We start from the raw sequence: 15,663 nt of genomic DNA, 5'->3' as shown, positions 1-15,663 counted from the left end.
AGCGAGCGGGGGGATCAGGTCAGTTGGTGGTGACCAGGTCGAACTTCTCCCACTGACCGATGGAGGTGCGGTTGGCGATCAGCGGTGACGCGCCCGCGTTGTCGGCGGCGACGTAGCGGTTGTTCACGGTGGCCCGCAGGCTCACCGTGCCGTCGGAGTTGCGAACCAGCTGGAACGTCTCCCAGGCGCCAGCGGTGGCACGGTTGGCGATCAGCGCGGCGGCCCCGGCGTTCTCGGCCGCGACGTACTGCGAGTTGCTCTTGGCCCGCAGCGCCACGTTGCCGTTGGCCAGGTTGACCAGGTCGAACCGCTCGCTGGTGTTCACCGAGGTCTTGTTGGCGATCAGCGCGGTGGTCGAGTTGGGCGCGCTGACGTACTGGTTGTTGGCGCGGGCCCGCAGGGTGGAGCCGCTGACGGTGGGCGGCGGGGTCGTGGTGCGCGGCGAGCAGTCGGCCGTCACGGAACCCGCGGCGACCTGGAGGCCACCGAGCAGCATCCGGGTGAAGTTCGGGTCGGTGTACGACGCCTCGGTGTGCCCGAGGCCCGTGTACCAGGCACGCCCGCCACCGTAGGCCTTGCACCAGGTGATCGGGTGGTCGCCGTTCATGTTGCCGCCGCTGTAGGACGACTCGTCGAGGCTGGCCAGCACCCGCGCGCTGGACCGGGGGTTGGTGCGGTAGTTGTACCACTCGTCGGAGCGGACCCAGGTGGTGCCGAGGTGGGCGGTCGAGGGGTTGGTCTGGTCCTCGATCCGCACCGTGGCGTTCTGGATCGCCGGGTGCGAGTCGAACCATGCGCCGACCAGCGAGCCGTACCACGGCCAGCTGTACTCGGTGTCGGCAGCGGCGTGCACGCCGACGTAGCCACCACCGGCGGCGATGTACGACTCGAACGCGCTCTGCTGGCTGGCGTTGAGGACGTCGCCGGTGGTCGACATGAAGACCACCGCCTGGTACTGGGCCAGGTTGGAGGTGGTGAACTGGGCGGCGTCCTCGGTCGAGGTGACGGTGAAGCCGTTTGCCGAGCCGAGCTGCTGGATCGCGGCGATGCCGTTGGGGATGGACGAGTGCCGGAAGCCGGCGGTCTTGCTGAACACCAGGACCTTGGTCAGTGGTGCCGCCGAGGCGGGGGTCGGCAGTGCGACCAGGCTGGCCAGCATGACGGCCAGGCCGGTGACGAGTGCCAACAGGCGGGGACGGGAACGCATGGTCTTGCTCCTCTGCTGAGCGTCTACCTCAGGCTGTGCGCACGGGCAGGCCGGAGGCCGCGATGGCGGTGGTGCGGAAGCCGGGCCGCCGATGCTCGGCTGAGGTGGTGGTGGGGGTGCAGGGGTTGGGCGGTGACACCGGCCGAAGATGCAGACGTCCCACAATGGACGATCTAAATTCATCGACTGGCATCGTTGACGCAGTAAACCTCCGATGTCTAGGCCCCGTCAAGCCCACGTGTTCCGGTCCGACTACGCCCGTGCACGGCCGACGGCGGGGTGGAGGTAAGACGTATCGTCGGTGCGATGAGCACCGACGAAGATCGAGAACGGCTCGCCGAGCAACTCGTGGCGCTGCCGGTCCGCGAGCTGGTCGACGTCCTGCGCCGGGCCCTGCCGCACTACACAGCCGAGGCGTACGGCATGCGAACTGCGCTGACTCTGGCGAGCGTCACCTACTACGCGGACGAGGTCGAACCGGGCCTCAACGTCGAACTGGTCGCCTGGCCGGACCGCGACTACTACGACGGGGGCCTCGGGATCGACCAGGGCCTGTGGGAGAACGGCCACTGCGCGCTGTGCGACATCGAGGTCACCTCGAATGCCAAGCGCGCGTTCTGCCCGTACTGCGGATCCGCGTGTTCCCTGACCTGAGCACCACGTCGGCAGGCCGTCCCGCGGCCAGCCGCTGCCGCCCTACCGGGTGCCCCGGGTCGCCATCAGAATGAGGTCGGCGATCGTCTCCGGGTGGGTGACCATGGCGAGATGCGACGATTCGACCTCGATGGTCGTCGCGTTCATCCGATCGGCCAGGAAACGCTCCAGTTCCGGCGCGGTGGTGCGGTCCTGTGTGGAGATCGAGTAATAGCAGGGCCGGTCCCGCCAGGCGGCCGTCGTCGTGCGGCCCTCGAAGAGGTTCTTGGTGATCGGGCCCTGCACCGCGTACAGAGCGCGGGCCCGGGTCTGCTCGATTCCCCCGGCGAAGTCGGCCAGGAAAGCGCTCTCGCTGAGCTGCGCGTACCCGTCGTGGTGCACGAGGCCGGCGTTCGCGGGCGGCGTGGGGTACCTGGCGGCGAGCGCGGCGTAGTCCTCGCCGGCGTCCGGTGCGCGGGCGGCGACGTACACCAGGGCGGTGACCCTCGGGTGGTTGCCGGCCTCGCTGATGACCGTGCCGGCCCACGAGTGGCCCACCAGCACCGTCGGCCCGTCCTGCCGGTCGAGGGCGCGGTTGGTGGCCGCGACGTCGTCGGCCAGGGAGGTCAGCGGGTTCTGGACCGCGGTGACCGTCAGCCCGGCCCGCTGTAGCAGCGGGATGACGTCGGACCAGGAGGACCCGTCGGCGTACGCGCCATGGACCAGGACGACGTTGCGGGCGGGCCTGGCCGAAGACGTGTCGCTCATCCGAAAACCTCCGCATGACGCCGTGCCGCCGCCCGTTGCTCGACGACAGCTCTCGCCCACCACTCTTCCCCACGCCGGTCGGGGCGGTGGGTCAAACGTCCAGGCTTCAGCCGCTAGAGGGCGCCGGGTCCGCAACCGCGGACGGTCAGCGGCCGAGGACGAGGTAGCCGAGGCCGAGGACACCCCGGTAACCGCCGACGTACTGGCGCAACCTGTCGTCGAGTTCCGCGCGGACCTCGGCCGCGCGGGGATCCTCCGGGTACGCCAACAGCCACTCCTGCCGGCCGGCGAGCCAGGTCGACTCGAAGTCGTCCCACTCCCGCTGGTCGGCGGTGCTCAGGTGCAGCAAGCGCCAGCCCCGCTGTCGGGCGGTCTCGACCAGCCCGGAGAGGGTCGGGACCTCCGGACCGAAGATTTCGGCGATCTCCGCCGTGGGGGACCGTTCCCAGTACGCGTCGCCGAACAGCAGCCGCCCGCCGGGCCGGACCACTGCGGCGAGGGCGTCGAGGGCGGCCTCGGTGCCGCCGAAGGCATGTGCCGAGCCGATGCAGAGGACCCGGTCGGCCGGCTCCTGCCAGGCCGCCGCTTCCCCCATCACGAAGGCGACGTGCCGGTTCAGCGACCGCCCCGCGGCCAGCCGCCGCCCTCGGGCGAGCGCGGCCTCGTCGGTGTCGACGCCGACGCCGCGCGTCGCGACCGGGCCGGAGACACCGCCGGCGGCGACCGCCCGCAGCAGCAGCTCACCCCAACCACAGCCGAGGTCGAGCACCCGTGCGCCGGGGCGAACGTCGAGCCGTTGCAGCAGCAACGCGGCGTGCTCCGGCGAGAGCGGAGTGTTCCAGCGCATCCGCGCGTGACGGCTGGCGGCGAGGTGGTCGGTTGACTGCATCCGTTGAGAGTGTCAAGCCGTGTGCCGGGTCTGGCACCGGGGCGTACGGCAGGATCGCTGAGATGGACGCGGAGCGTGTGGGGCCAGCGCGGCGGCCGACCCCGCAGGAGGTGGCGGCGGCGGCCGGTCGGGGTCTGCCGGACATCATCGGTCCCGGGCTGCGCGTGCTGTTCTGCGGCTACAACCCGGGCCTGTACTCGGCAGCGGTGGGGGAGCCGTTCGCCCGCCGGGGCAGCCGATTCTGGCCGGCCCTGCACGGGGCCGGCTTCACCGACCGCCAACTGCACTCGTGGGAACGCGACGAGCTGTTGCGGCAGGGCCTGGGTATCACCAGCCTGAGCAACAGGGCCACCGCCCGCGCCGCCGAGCTGACCCCGGAGGAGCTGGTCGCCGGGGTGACCGGGTTGGCGGTGAAGGCCGAGCGCTACCGGCCGAGCTGGGTGGCGATCCTCGGGGTGACCGCGTACCGGATCGCCTTCGCCCGACCGAAGGCCGGGCTGGGCCCGCGACCGGACCGGCTGGGCCCGGCCCAGGTCTGGGTGCTGCCGAACCCCAGCGGCCTGAACGCGCACTTCCCGCTGCCGGCGTTGACCGCCGAGTTCGCCAAGCTGCGGCAGGCCCTCGACCCCTAGCCGGCCGTAGCGACCAGCCCCTGGTAGTAGGGCTGCATCGCCGGGTGGTAGTCGTCGAACTCCGGGCGGGGCGAGCCGTCCCGGGAGGCGACCAGCAGGTCCAGGTAGTACTCCCAACCGGCACCCACCTCGGCGATGCCCTCCACGCTGCTCAGGTGCTGCACGAACCGCAGCTCGGTGGTGCCGTCGGTCTCGGTCAGCGACAGCTCCAACAGCCAGCTGCCGTAGTCGTCGACCATCGACACGGCGAGGTGCTGCTGCGGTTCGCACGCGTCGATGCGCACCTCGCACCAGGGTTGCTGCTCCTCGTACGCCATCTGGACCCGGATGGTCCGTCCGGGCCCGGCGTCGCCCTCCCACGGGCCGAACCAGCGGGCCGTACGCTCCGGCTCGGTCAGGCTGGCCCAGACGTCGGCCGCCGGGGCGCGAAAGGTTCGGGTGAGGACGAGATCGTGGCCGGTGTCGGTCTGGAACAGGCGTCCGGCGGGCGTGCGGGTCATGCCGTTTGCTCCCTTCGGTGCTCCGCCGGGCCGCGGCTGCGGCGCTCTCGGCGGGTGCGATAGACCTCGGTCTCCAACGCGTCGAGGTGCCGGCCCCACCGGTCGCTGGCCGCGAGCGCGGCGAGCCAGTCGACCAGCGGGGCGAGCGGGCGCGGATCGAGTCGGTAGATCCGCTGTCGGCCGACCATCTCGTCGTGCACCAGACCGCTCTCGCGTAGTAGCCGCAGGTGGCGGCTGATCGCGGGTCGGCTGATCACGAATCGCTGGGCGATGTCACCAGCGGACAGCGACTCGTCGCGCAGCAGGGTCAGGATGTGCCGTCGTACCGGGTCCGCGATCGCGGTGGCCACCTCGTTCACCTGGAAAGCGTAACCTGTGGGTTACGGGTTGGCGTGGTGAAGGCCACGGACGGCCGCATGTCGCCGCGTCGATGGTGGGCACATGATCACTTGACCTGGCACTCTTTACGCCATGGCCGCCCTCCTTCGCTCCCGCCTGACCGACTGGACGTTCGTCGTACCTGTGCTCGCCGTCCTGATATTGATGGTCACCTGGGGGCGGAGCCTGCCTGGGCCCGTCATCGTGGTTGTCGCGGTGCTGCTGGGCGGCGCGGTGCTCGCGGCGGTGCACCACGCTGAGGTGGTCGCCCACCGGGTGGGGGAGCCGTACGGGTCCCTCGTGCTCGCCGTCGCGGTCACAGTGATCGAGGTGGCCCTGATCGTCACGCTCATGATCAGCGGGCCGGAGAAGACCCAGTCGCTCGCCCGCGACACCGTCTTCGCCGCCGTCATGATCACCTGCAACGGAATACTGGGCCTGTCCCTGCTGCTCGGGGCGCTGCGCCGCCGCGTGGCGGTGTTCAACCCGGAGGGCACCGGCGGAGCCCTGGCCACCGTGATCACCCTGGCCACCCTGAGTCTGGTCATCCCGACCTTCACCACGGCCCGGCCCGGCCCGGAGTTCAGCCCGGCCCAACTCGCCTTCGCCGCCGTCGCCTCGCTGGCGCTCTACGGGCTGTTCGTGCTCGTGCAGACCGGCCGGCACCGCGACTACTTCCTGCCGGTCGACAGCCGGGGCCAGGTCATCGAGACGGAGGAGCACGCCAAGCCGCCCACGACCCGTGCGGCGATGGTCAGCCTGGGGCTGCTGCTGGTGGCGCTGGTCGCGGTGGTCGGCGACGCCAAGACCGTCTCGCCGACCATCGAGGCCGGCGTTGCGGCGGCGAACCTGCCGCACGCCTTCGTCGGCGTGATCATCGCCCTGCTCGTGCTGCTGCCGGAGACCCTGGCCGCCGCCCGCGCCGCCCGCCGCGACCGCGTGCAGACCAGCCTGAACCTCGCGCTCGGCTCGGCGATGGCCAGCATCGGCCTGACCATCCCGGCCATCGCGATCGCCTCGATCTGGCTGGACGGCCCGCTGCTGCTCGGCCTGGGCGGCACCCAGCTCGCCCTGCTCGCGCTCACCGCCGTCACCGCCGTCCTCACAGTGGTGCCCGGCCGGGCCAACGTGTTGCAGGGCGGCGTACACCTGGTGCTGATGGCCGCCTTCGTCTTCCTGGCCGCCAGCCCGTGACCCGCGCGGTCCGCCGGCTCGTCGGCCCGTGACCCGCACGGCCCGTCGGCCCGTCGCGTGGCCCGCGCGGCCCGTCGGCTCAGCCGGTGGGCGGCGGGTCGCCCGCGAGGCGCTCCGCGCGGGCGTTCAGGTAGCGCTGCTGCGCCAGGTTCGTCGAGCGCGCCGACGCCATCCGGTACGCCTCCCGCGCCGCGACCCGCTCGCCCTCCAGCTCCCACAGGTGGGCGCGGGCGGCCGGCAGTCGAGGGTCGTCGGCGAGACGGGGGTCCTCGGCCAGGTCGGCGAGCAACGCCAACCCGGCCGGCGCGCCCCGGCTCATGGCCACCGCCACCGCGTGGTTGAGCGCCACCACCGGGTTGTCGGACATCCCGAGGAGCACCTCGTACAGCGCGGTGATCTGCGCCCAGTCGGTGGCCGCCGCGCTGGGCGCCTCGTCGTGCACGGCCGCGATGGCCGCCTGGAGCTGGTACGCCCCGACCGCCCCGCGCGGTAGCGCCCCGGTGATCAGCTCGACCCCCTCGGCGATCTGGTCGGTCCGCCACCGGGAGCGGTCCTGCTCGGCCATCGGCACCAGCTCACCGTGCGGGCCGATCCGCGCCGGGGCGCGGGCGTCGGTGAGCAGCATCAACGCGAGCAACCCGGTGACCTCGGGGTCCTCGGGCGCCAGCCGGCGCACCAGTCGGGTCAGCCGGATCGCCTCGGCGGTCAGGTCGGCGCGCAGCAACCCGGGCCCGGCGGTGCGGGCGTACCCCTCCGTGAAGATCAGGTAGAGCACGTGCAGCACGGCGGCGAGCCGGTCGGCGCGCTCCGTGCCGGTGGGCGGCGCGAACCGCAACCCACTGTCACGGATCCGCTGCTTGCCCCGACTGATCCGCCGGGTCATCGTCGCCTCCGGCACCAGGAACGCGCGCGCCACCTCGGCGGTGCTCAGCCCGCCCACCGCCCGCAGGGTGAGCGCGATCTGCGACGCCGCCGACAGCGCCGGGTGACAGCACAGGAACAACAGGATGAGCGTGTCGTCGGCGTCCGCCGGCGGACGGTCCGCGGCGGGGGCGCGCCACTGCTCCGGGAGCACCCACCGGGCCACCGTGTCCTCCCGCCGCATCCGGGCCTGCTCGCGACGCAGCAGGTCGGTCAGCCGACGGGACGCCACGGTGATCAGCCAGCCGCGTGGATTCTCCGGTACGCCGTCGCGCGGCCACCCGTCCGCGGCGGCGATCAGCGCCTCCTGCACCGCGTCCTCGGCCGTGTCGAAATGCCCGTAGCGGCGGACCAGCGCGCCGAGGACCTGCGGCGCCAGTTCGCGCAGCAGGTCCTCGGCGGGAGTCTCCGGCACCGGGTCAGCCGGCCAGGTCCTCGACACCGTCGAGCACCGGCCGGACGTCCACGTACCCACCGGGGGCGTCCGGGTCGACCAGGCCGGCGGCGATCTCGGTGGCCCGGTCGAAGCTGGCGCACTCCACGATGGTGTAACCAGCGAGGACCTCCTGCGTCTCCGGGTACGGGCCGTCGGTGACCACTGGTGCCCCCTCGCGCACCTGCACCCGGCGGGCGTGCACCGGCTCGCTCAGGCCCCGGGCGTCAACCAACTCCCCGGACTCGGCCAGCGCCTGGTGGAAGGTCTCCATGTGCTTGTGCATCGCCGCGATCTGCTCGGCCGACATCGCCGGCCGGTCGGAAGCCCGCCCGGACAGCACGTCGTAGTCCTGCTGCGACCCGTAGAGCAAAATCATGTACTTCACGGTTCTTCTCTCCTCCTCCGGTGAGGACACCACCCCGGCGCCCTCACCGGAAACGTCGAACCTCAACCCACCACCCGGACATCCCACCCACCTCGGATCTGCCTCCCACCCGAACCGGTGATCGTGAAGTCGGCGTCGCGACACGCCGAGCGGGGTGACGCCAAGTCCATGATCACCGAGGGGCGCTGTGGTGGGTGGGGCCTAGGTTGGCGGGATGACTGTGGTGTGGGTGGTGGTGGGGGTTTTCGTCGTCGTGGCGGGGGTGGCGTTTGGCGTCGTGGTACGGCGGGGGCGGGTCGGTGAGGTGGGGGGCGACGACTCTCGGGCTGGGCGGGACGCTCGTGCTCGCCAGCACAGGTACGAGGCAGAGCGGCACGGTGACCAGGGTGACACGTGGCAGCGCGGCCGCGAGTCGGGCGGTTGACGTCGGCTGCGACTGCCCGCCCAGGCCCGGGGCACGTGAACCGTCCGGCCGTGCCGTGCGTGAAACCGGTGACGGGCGTTGCGGTCCTATCGTCGGGGTACTACCAGCCTGAGTACCGATGTCTGGGGAGGCACAGTGGGGGCACGGTTCGGACGTGACGCGCGGGGCCCGTTGGCGGGGCTGCTGATCGCCGCACTGGTCTCCCTCGCCTGCGCCGGCGGTGGGCTGGCCGAGCCGGAGGCCGAGCGCCCCGGGGCGAACCCGTCGGCAGCCTCACCGGGGCCGAGCACCACCAGGGCCGACAGCACCACGAGCGTCGCCGAGTTCGAGCAGGACGTCGCCGACGCGCAGGCGGTCGCCGAGCGGTACTGGGCGGCCCAGTTCAAGGAGTCCGGGCAGCGATTCCAGCCGATCCGGCGGATCATCCCGTACCAGCGCGACGGCGAGGTGTCCTGTGGCGGTCAGGCGTTGCCCCGCAACAACGCCGTCTACTGCTCGCGGGGCGACTTCATCGCGTACGACGTCGCCTGGTCGGTGGCGGCGTTCCGCCAGGTCGGCGACGCGTTCGTGTTCTACCTGCTCGGGCACGAGTACGCGCACGCCATCCAGGTGCGGCTCGGCATCAACTACAGCTTCACCATCCAGCAGGAGTTGCAGGCCGACTGCATGGCCGGGGCGTACCTCGGCGACTCGGTGCGCTCGGAGGCCCTGACCCTCGCCGAGGGCGACTTGGACGAGTTCCGGGAGGGGGTGGCGGCGGTCGGTGACGACCCGGACCAGCCGTGGTTCGCGGAAGGGGCGCACGGCACCGCCGAGCAGCGCACCGACATGTTCTTCCGGGGTTACGAGGGTTCCCTGAAGGAGTGCGACCTGGGCTGAACGGGTTGCCCGGATCACCCTGGCGCCCGTTGCCGCCACCAGCCCCGGCGGCTGCTGGCAGGATCGCCGGTGTCGGTCACGACCCTGGAGGTTCCGCTGAGCAGCCATCACCCCGCCGCTGTGCTCTTCGACATGGACGGCACGTTGGTCGACAGCGAGAAGCTGTGGGACGTCGCGTTGCAGGAACTCGCGAAGGAGTACGGCGGGGAACTCTCCGTCGACGCCCGCCAGTCGATCATCGGCACCGCCATGGCCGAGTCGATGCGCATCCTGCACGACGACCTGGGGCAGCCCGAACGGGATCCGGAGATCAGCGCGGCGTGGATCAACGCCCGGATCCTGGAGTTGTTCCGCACCGGCCTGCCCTGGCAGCCGGGGGCGTTCGAGCTGTTGCGCGCGGTCCGCGCGGCGGGAATCCCCACCGCGCTGGTCACCTCCAGCCCCCGGGCGCTGGTCGAGATCGCCCTGGACACCCTCGGTCGGGACAACTTCGACACTGTGGTCGCCGGCGACGAGGTGGTGGCGGCCAAGCCGCACCCCGAGCCGTACCTGACCGCGGCCCGGCTGCTGGGTGTGCCGATCGAGCGTTGTGTGGCGATCGAGGACTCACCGACCGGGGTGGCCAGCGCGCTCGCCTCGGGCGCGGCGGTCCTGGCCGTACCGGCGGAGGTGGCGTTGCCGAGCACTGTCGGCGTACACCAGGTGCAGAGCCTGACCGGTGTCGACCTGGCGCTGCTCGCGGAGCTGCTGACCGATCGGGCCGCGGCGACCGGCTGACCGGCCCACCGCGGGCCCGCCGCGCACGGCGAAGTCCGGACGGCCGAGGCCCCCGGTCGCGGATGGCGACCGGGGGCCTCGGCAGTGCCGATCAGTCGTGGGCGATGGCGCCCAGGACGTTGATCCGGGCCGCCCGCACGGCCGGGAGCACCGCGGCCACCACGCCGATGATGGCGGCGAGGCCGAGGAAGACACCCATCTGCCCCCAGGGCAGGATCAGGTCGGTGATGCCCTCGTCCTTGAGGGCCTCCACCACAGCGGCGCCGAGGCCGGTGCCCACCACCACGCCGAGCAGCGCGCCGAACACCGAGATCACCACCGCCTCCACGGTGATCATGCCCATGGTCTGGGACCGGCGCAGGCCGATCGCCCGCAGCAGGCCCAACTCGCGGGTCCGCTCCAGCACCGACAGGGCCAGGGTGTTGATGATGCCCAGCACGGCGATCACGATGGCCAGCGCGAGCAGGATCTGGATCATCGTGAGCAGCCCGTCGAGCGAGCTGGTCTGCTGCTTGATGAACGCGTCCCGGTCGGCCACCGACACCTCGGGGCTGTCCGCGAGCAACGCCTCCACCTGCGGCTGGACGTCGGACACCCGGGTGCCCGGGTCCAGCTGGATGAAGCCCTGGATGGGCTGCGGGATGGCGAAGTCCTTCGCCGCGGTCACCGGCAGCGTCACCGGGTTGGTCAGCTGCGACGACTCGTAGATGCCGCTGATCGTGTAGGTGCGTGCCTCGCCCCGGGTCAGTTGCACGTTGACGGTGGAACCCACCGACCAGCCACGGGACGTGGCAGTGTCCGAGCTGGCGAGCATCTGGGTCGGCCCGAGCCGGTCGATGTCACCGGCGGTCGGCTTCGCGCCGAAGATCTGCCGCAGCGACGCGATGTCGCTGCTCGCCGCGACCCAGGTGCCCTCGCCGTCGATCCGCCCCATGTCGCCGTACTCGCCGTCGACCAACCGCACACCGGGCAGGGCCTTGGCCTGGTCCAGTACGCCCGGGTCGAACGTCGGCGGACGCGGGCCGCCCTGCTGGCCGGCGATCACCAGCTCGGCCTTGATGGTGTCCTGGGCGAGCGCGCTGATGCTGCCCTTGGCCGAGTCGAGGATGACCGTGACGCCGGTGACCAGCGCGATGCCGACCATCAGCGCGGCGGCCGTGATGGCCGTACGACGGGGATTGCGCCCCGAGTTGAGCCGGCCCAGCTGGCCCGGCACCGACCAGGAGAAGATCGCGCCGAGCAGGCTCACCACCGGCCGGCTGATCAGCGGAGTCAGCAACGCCACCCCGATGAAGGCGAACAGCACCCCACCGAGGATGGTCGACAGGGTCTGACCGCCGGCGTTGCCACTGAGCCCGAGGAACAGCAGCACCGCGCCGACACCGGTGACCAACGAGCCGGCCACGGTGATCTTGGTCAGCGGTCGGTCCGGGGTGGCCACGTCCTGCATGGCAGCGATCGGCGGGATGCGGGACGCCCGCAGCGCCGGCAGCAGCGCCGCCACCACGGTGATCACCAGACCGACGGCGAACGAACCGATCACCGCCGCCGCCGGCACGCCGATCCCGGCCAGGGTGAGCCCACCGGCGAGCTTGCCGAACAGGAACGCCAGCAGCGCGCCCACCCCGATGCCGGCGGCGAGGCCGAGCACCGACGCGATCAACCCCACCGCGATGGCCTCCAGCACCACGGAACCGATGATCTGCCGGCCGCTGGCCCCGATGGCGCGCATCAGCGCCAACTCCCGGGTCCGCTGCGCCACGATGATCGAGAAGGTGTTGAGGATCAGGAAGGTGCCCACCAGCAGCGCCACAGCGGCGAAGCCGAGCAGGATCTTGTTGAAGAAGGACAGGCCCTCCTTCAGGCTGGCCGAGGCGTCCGCGGCCACCTGCTCGCCGGTCTTCACCTCGAAGTCAGCGCCCAGGGTGCGGGCCACGTCGTCGCGCAGCTTCTCGTCCGAGACCCCGCCGGCGGCCTGCACGGTGATGCTGCTGAACACGTCCGGCTCGCCCAGCATCAGCCGCTGCGCCACCGGCGTGGTGAAGAAGACCTCGTTGACCCCGCCGATCGAGTCCCGATCACCGCTGTAACCGAAGACGCCGACCAGTGTGAAATCCCGCTTCTTCGACTCGAACGCGGTCAGCACGCCGACCTTCTGGCCGACCTGCACCTTCGCGGCAGTGGCCAACGCCTTGTTGATGACGATCTCGTCCTCGGCCTGCGGCGCGCGCCCCTCACGCAGCTTCAGCAGCTCGCTCTCGCCGGTCCAGTTCTCGCCCAACTGCGGCGGACCGAACGAGGTGACGACCTTGCCGTTACTGCCGATCACCCGGGCGCCGTCGGCGTTGACCACACCGGTCGCCGAGGCCGCCCCCGGCACCTGCTTCACCCGGTCCACCAGGGCGGCCGGCAGCGGGGCGACGGTCTGCTCGCCCTCCATCTCGTTGACCTGCACCTTCGGCTTCGCCGCGACGTTCACGTCGATCTCGGAGAAACCGTCGGCGAAGACCGAGTCGAAGGATCGACCCAGCGTGTCGGTGAGCACGAACGCGCCGGAGACGAACATCACCCCGAGCACCACCGCCAGGCCGGACAGGATCAGCCGGACCTTACGGGCCAGCAGACTCTTCAGCGTCGCGCGGAACATCAGTTGCCCACCTCGGCCGGAGTGTCCAGCTTCTTCATGGTGTCCAGCACCGTCTCGGCGGTCGGCTCGATCAGCTCCGAGACGATCTCGCCGTCGGCGAGGAAGACCACCCGGTCGGCGTACGCCGCGGCCGTCGGGTCGTGGGTGACCATCACGATGGTCTGGCCGTGCTCCCGAACCGAGTTACGCAGGAAGTTGAGCACCTCCGCGCCGGAGCGCGAGTCCAGGTTGCCGGTCGGCTCGTCCGCGAAGATCACCTCAGGGCGGGAGACCAGCGCCCGGGCGCACGCCACCCGCTGCTGCTGCCCACCGGAGAGCTGCGCCGGCCGGTGGTCCAGCCGGTCCTTCAGACCCACCGTCTCGATCACCGTGTCGTACCAGGCCGGGTCCGGCTTGCGCCCGGCGATCGACAGCGGCAGCAGGATGTTCTCCTTGGCGGTCAGCGTCGGCAGCAGGTTGAACTGCTGGAAGATGAAGCCCACCTTGTCGCGGCGCAGCTTCGTCAGCCCCGCGTCGCCCAGCCCAGTGACCGTCGTCTCACCGATCGACACCGTCCCCCGGGTCACCGAGTCCAGACCGGCCAGGCAGTGCATCAGCGTGGACTTACCGGAACCCGACGGGCCCATGATCGCGGTGAAGCGGCCACGTTCGAACTCCGCGCTGACCCCCCGCAGCGCGATGACCTGAGCCTCGCCGCTGCCGTACACCTTCCACACGTCGTTCGCCCGGGCCGCGGCCTGCGCCTGCTGGCCTACCGTCGCGGTCACGTCATCTACCTCTTCCGTCTGTCCGAAAATGCACGCCGCCCCCCGATGGTCCGGCGCGACTGTTCAATCATCGGTGCTGCATACGCCCGCCCCGTCCGACCCTGGGGGGACCTGGCGCGGATTTCCCGCTGCGGGTGCACCCCCATGTCGGATCAGGGTTGCCCCTGAGTCGACGGCCGGTCGACCGTTTTTCACCCCGGCGGCGGGCGGCAGCACCGACACTTGCACCTGACGCCACAGGAGGGTCAACCGAACTACGCCATCTCCGGTCACGGTAGGTGACGACGGCAACGGCAGCCGTCCCCCCAAGGAGGGATCTTCGAGTACGCCGGGTGAGGTACCCGGGCCGGCGGAACTACGCCCGGGGGCGGACCAGGCCCGACTCGTACGCCAGCACCACCGCCTGCACCCGGTCGCGTAGCCGCAGCTTGGTCAGCACATGCCCGACGTGCGTCTTGATGGTGGTTTCGCTCACTGACAGGACCGTCGCGATCTCGGCGTTGGACAGCCCTCGGGCGACCTGCACGAGCACCTCGCGCTCTCGGTCGGTGAGCGCGTTGAGCGTCGCCGACGGCGTCGCCGCCGGGTCGGGCAGCAGTTCGGCGAAGCGGTCCAGCAGTCGCCGCAGGATCCGAGGTGTCACCACCGCGTCCCCGCCGGCGACAGTGCGGATGGCCGCGATCAGATCCTCGGCCGGCACGTCCTTGGCCAGAAATCCGCTGGCGCCGGCCCGCAACGCGCCCACCACGTACTCGTCCAGGTCGAAGGTGGTGAGCACCAGCACCCGTACCGGCAGTCGGGCGTCGACGATGGCCCGGGTCGCCGCCACCCCGTCCATCCGGGGCATCCGGATGTCCATCAGTACGACGTCGGGCAGCAGCCGGCGGGACAACTCCACCGCCTCCACGCCGTCACCGGCCTCCGCCACCACGTCCAGGTCGCTCTCGGCGCCCAGCACCATCCGGAACCCGGTCCGCAGCAGCGGCTGGTCGTCGGCGAGCAGGATCCGCACCGGCCGCGCCGAGGGCGCCTGATCGGTCATCTCGTCTCCCGTCCCGCCGACGTCGTGGCGCGCACCGGTCATCCTCGCGTACCGGAGCCGGTACGTCGCGGATCACCGTAGAGGCCGGCCGGTCGACCTGTCCCGACCGCGGCGGCACCGTTGCGGTCGGGTCGGCGGCGACGGAGTGCGGCAGGCGGTCCGAACAGCCGCGCCGTACGCGTCGCTCAGGAGGCCGTCACTCGTCAGCGCCCGGCGCCACCGGAGTGGACCGGGAGTCACGCAGCGGGTCGGCGCTCGCCGCGGCGACCGGGAACGGCGGCGGGGTGCCGCCGAAGCTGGGACAGAGCGCCTGGTGGCTGCACCAGTCGCAGAGCCGGCTCGGCCGGGGCCGGAAATCCTGCCGGGCGGTGGCCTGCTCGATGGCCCGCCACAGCGCCACCACTGTGCGCTCGAAGCGGACCAGCTCGTCGGCGTCCGGGGTGTAATCCAACACCTCGGCGTCGCGCAGGTAGAGCAGCCGCAGCACCCGGGGCACCACCCCTCGGGTGCGCCACAGCACCAGGGCGTAGAACTTCAGCTGGAACAGCGCCCGCGCCTCGAACGCCTCCCGCGGGGCGCCCCCGGTCTTGTAGTCGACCACGCGCAGCGCGCCGTCGGGCGCGACGTCGAGCCGGTCGAGGTAGCCGCGAATCAGCAACTCCTCGTCGACGACCGCGGAGATCAGGCTCTCGCGTTCGGCCGGCTCCAGCCGGGTCGGATCCTCCACCGCGAAGTAACCCTGCAACAACCCGGCGGCGGAGCGGAGGAACTCCACCGGGCCGGCCGGCTCCGCGCCGTCGAAGATCCCGGCCAGCTCCGGCTGCTCGGTGACCAGCCGGTCCCACTGGGGGGCCACCAGGTCACCGGCCGCCTCCGGCGTGCGGCCGGTGGCCGGCAGGTCGAACAGGCGCTCCAGCACCGCGTGCACCAACGTGCCCCGGGCCTGCTCGATGGTGGTGCGCTCGGGCAGCCGGTCGATGCTGCGGAACCGGTAGAGCAGCGGGCAGGTCTTGAAATCCGCCGCCCGCGACGGGGACAGCGAGGCCCGCACCGTCGGCGGCGCCTGCGCCGCGGGGGAGGGCTGGGAGGTGGTGACCGATTCCGCCGTCATGTCGGCAAAGGTTAGGGCACCGGTGTGACACCGACCGCCGCCCGCCCCACCCAGCGACGGTCCGTAGCATCGT

General features: G+C 71.5%; 16 protein-coding genes. 5 read left to right on the top strand and 11 right to left on the bottom strand.

What is annotated here, in order from left to right; translation table 11 throughout:
• Nucleotides 1-19 precede the first annotated feature (19 nt).
• Nucleotides 20-1,207 (bottom strand): ThuA domain-containing protein, encoded by a 1,188-nt coding sequence (locus MED01_RS32860; RefSeq protein WP_372493779.1) that lies wholly within the window; start codon nucleotides 1,205-1,207, stop codon nucleotides 20-22.
• A 306-nt stretch (nucleotides 1,208-1,513) separates the two neighbouring features.
• Between MED01_RS32860 and MED01_RS32855 the strand changes: the two genes are divergently transcribed.
• Nucleotides 1,514-1,861 carry a hypothetical protein gene (locus MED01_RS32855; protein WP_238672328.1) on the top strand — a complete coding sequence of 116 codons (348 nt, stop codon included), beginning with the start codon at nucleotides 1,514-1,516 and terminating at the stop codon, nucleotides 1,859-1,861.
• A gap of 42 nt (nucleotides 1,862-1,903) precedes the next feature.
• Here MED01_RS32855 and MED01_RS32850 read toward each other — a convergent pair whose 3' ends face one another.
• Together MED01_RS32850 and MED01_RS32845 are read right to left on the bottom strand one after the other, a co-directional pair.
• Complete coding sequence (locus MED01_RS32850; RefSeq protein ID WP_238672327.1) at nucleotides 1,904-2,608, bottom strand: alpha/beta fold hydrolase; 705 nt, start codon at nucleotides 2,606-2,608, stop codon at nucleotides 1,904-1,906.
• A 145-nt stretch (nucleotides 2,609-2,753) separates the two neighbouring features.
• The gene (locus MED01_RS32845) at nucleotides 2,754-3,497 is read right to left on the bottom strand and encodes an SAM-dependent methyltransferase (RefSeq protein ID WP_238672326.1); all 744 of its coding nucleotides are present in this window, start codon (nucleotides 3,495-3,497) and stop codon (nucleotides 2,754-2,756) included.
• A 62-nt stretch (nucleotides 3,498-3,559) separates the two neighbouring features.
• On the opposite strand from MED01_RS32845, the gene mug reads away from it, so the two are divergent.
• Entirely contained in the window at nucleotides 3,560-4,129 is a 570-nt protein-coding gene (gene mug / locus MED01_RS32840) for a G/U mismatch-specific DNA glycosylase (protein ID WP_238672325.1), read from the top strand.
• Here mug and MED01_RS32835 read toward each other — a convergent pair.
• Entirely contained in the window at nucleotides 4,126-4,629 is a 504-nt protein-coding gene (locus MED01_RS32835) for an SRPBCC family protein (RefSeq protein WP_238672324.1), read from the bottom strand. The two genes, mug and MED01_RS32835, sit on opposite strands and share 4 nt — an antisense overlap.
• Nucleotides 4,626-4,988 (bottom strand): metalloregulator ArsR/SmtB family transcription factor, encoded by a 363-nt coding sequence (locus tag MED01_RS32830; RefSeq protein ID WP_238672323.1) that lies wholly within the window; start codon nucleotides 4,986-4,988, stop codon nucleotides 4,626-4,628. The genes MED01_RS32835 and MED01_RS32830 overlap by 4 nt, the downstream gene beginning before the upstream one ends.
• Nucleotides 4,989-5,100: 112 nt before the next feature.
• On the opposite strand from MED01_RS32830, the gene MED01_RS32825 reads away from it, so the two are divergent.
• Entirely contained in the window at nucleotides 5,101-6,201 is a 1,101-nt protein-coding gene (locus tag MED01_RS32825; protein WP_238672322.1) for a calcium:cation antiporter, read from the top strand.
• A 79-nt stretch (nucleotides 6,202-6,280) separates the two neighbouring features.
• On the opposite strand, the gene MED01_RS32820 is transcribed toward MED01_RS32825, so the two are convergent.
• Together MED01_RS32820 and MED01_RS32815 are read right to left on the bottom strand one after the other, a co-directional pair.
• Nucleotides 6,281-7,537, bottom strand: a complete 1,257-nt coding sequence (locus MED01_RS32820; protein ID WP_372493781.1) for an RNA polymerase sigma factor — start codon at nucleotides 7,535-7,537, stop codon at nucleotides 6,281-6,283.
• Nucleotides 7,538-7,541: 4 nt separating this feature from the next.
• Nucleotides 7,542-7,934: a YciI family protein gene (locus MED01_RS32815; RefSeq protein WP_238661275.1), complete on the bottom strand. Its 393-nt coding sequence runs from the start codon at nucleotides 7,932-7,934 to the stop codon at nucleotides 7,542-7,544.
• Between the two features lie 568 nt (nucleotides 7,935-8,502).
• Here MED01_RS32815 and MED01_RS32810 point away from each other — a divergent pair.
• Entirely contained in the window at nucleotides 8,503-9,246 is a 744-nt protein-coding gene (locus MED01_RS32810; RefSeq protein WP_238672320.1) for a neutral zinc metallopeptidase, read from the top strand.
• Between the two features lie 120 nt (nucleotides 9,247-9,366).
• The gene (locus MED01_RS32805) at nucleotides 9,367-10,023 is read left to right on the top strand and encodes an HAD family hydrolase (RefSeq protein ID WP_238672359.1); all 657 of its coding nucleotides are present in this window, start codon (nucleotides 9,367-9,369) and stop codon (nucleotides 10,021-10,023) included.
• Nucleotides 10,024-10,114: 91 nt separating this feature from the next.
• Here the strand turns inward: MED01_RS32805 and MED01_RS32800 are convergent, their stop codons facing one another.
• From MED01_RS32800 to MED01_RS32785, 4 genes are all read right to left on the bottom strand, one after another.
• Entirely contained in the window at nucleotides 10,115-12,670 is a 2,556-nt protein-coding gene (locus tag MED01_RS32800) for an ABC transporter permease (RefSeq protein ID WP_238672319.1), read from the bottom strand.
• A complete protein-coding gene (locus MED01_RS32795; RefSeq protein ID WP_030332873.1) occupies nucleotides 12,670-13,437 on the bottom strand; it encodes an ABC transporter ATP-binding protein in 768 nt (255 codons plus the stop codon). The genes MED01_RS32800 and MED01_RS32795 overlap by 1 nt, the downstream gene beginning before the upstream one ends.
• A 355-nt stretch (nucleotides 13,438-13,792) precedes the next feature.
• Nucleotides 13,793-14,479 (bottom strand): response regulator, encoded by a 687-nt coding sequence (locus MED01_RS32790; protein ID WP_238672318.1) that lies wholly within the window; start codon nucleotides 14,477-14,479, stop codon nucleotides 13,793-13,795.
• A gap of 196 nt (nucleotides 14,480-14,675) precedes the next feature.
• The gene (locus MED01_RS32785) at nucleotides 14,676-15,590 is read right to left on the bottom strand and encodes a RecB family exonuclease (RefSeq protein ID WP_091408618.1); all 915 of its coding nucleotides are present in this window, start codon (nucleotides 15,588-15,590) and stop codon (nucleotides 14,676-14,678) included.
• Between the last annotated feature and the right edge of the window lie 73 nt (nucleotides 15,591-15,663).

Origin of the sequence: Micromonospora alfalfae (genome assembly GCF_022230925.1) — a bacterium.
Taxonomy (GTDB): Bacteria; Actinomycetota; Actinomycetes; order Mycobacteriales; family Micromonosporaceae; genus Micromonospora; species Micromonospora alfalfae.
The sequence above is the reverse complement of the archived record's forward strand: the minus strand, read 5'-3'. Positions and strand labels throughout refer to the sequence as shown.

Coding starts and splice junctions, on each gene's coding strand:
- MED01_RS32860 (WP_372493779.1), bottom strand. CDS start 1,207: ATGCGTTCCCGTCCCCGCCTGTTGGCACTCGTCACCGGCCTGGCCGTC.
- MED01_RS32855 (WP_238672328.1), top strand. CDS start 1,514: ATGAGCACCGACGAAGATCGAGAACGGCTCGCCGAGCAACTCGTGGCG.
- MED01_RS32850 (WP_238672327.1), bottom strand. CDS start 2,608: ATGAGCGACACGTCTTCGGCCAGGCCCGCCCGCAACGTCGTCCTGGTC.
- MED01_RS32845 (WP_238672326.1), bottom strand. CDS start 3,497: ATGCAGTCAACCGACCACCTCGCCGCCAGCCGTCACGCGCGGATGCGC.
- mug (WP_238672325.1), top strand. CDS start 3,560: ATGGACGCGGAGCGTGTGGGGCCAGCGCGGCGGCCGACCCCGCAGGAG.
- MED01_RS32835 (WP_238672324.1), bottom strand. CDS start 4,629: ATGACCCGCACGCCCGCCGGACGCCTGTTCCAGACCGACACCGGCCAC.
- MED01_RS32825 (WP_238672322.1), top strand. CDS start 5,101: ATGGCCGCCCTCCTTCGCTCCCGCCTGACCGACTGGACGTTCGTCGTA.
- MED01_RS32815 (WP_238661275.1), bottom strand. CDS start 7,934: ATGATTTTGCTCTACGGGTCGCAGCAGGACTACGACGTGCTGTCCGGG.
- MED01_RS32800 (WP_238672319.1), bottom strand. CDS start 12,670: ATGTTCCGCGCGACGCTGAAGAGTCTGCTGGCCCGTAAGGTCCGGCTG.
- MED01_RS32790 (WP_238672318.1), bottom strand. CDS start 14,479: ATGACCGATCAGGCGCCCTCGGCGCGGCCGGTGCGGATCCTGCTCGCC.
- MED01_RS32785 (WP_091408618.1), bottom strand. CDS start 15,590: ATGACGGCGGAATCGGTCACCACCTCCCAGCCCTCCCCCGCGGCGCAG.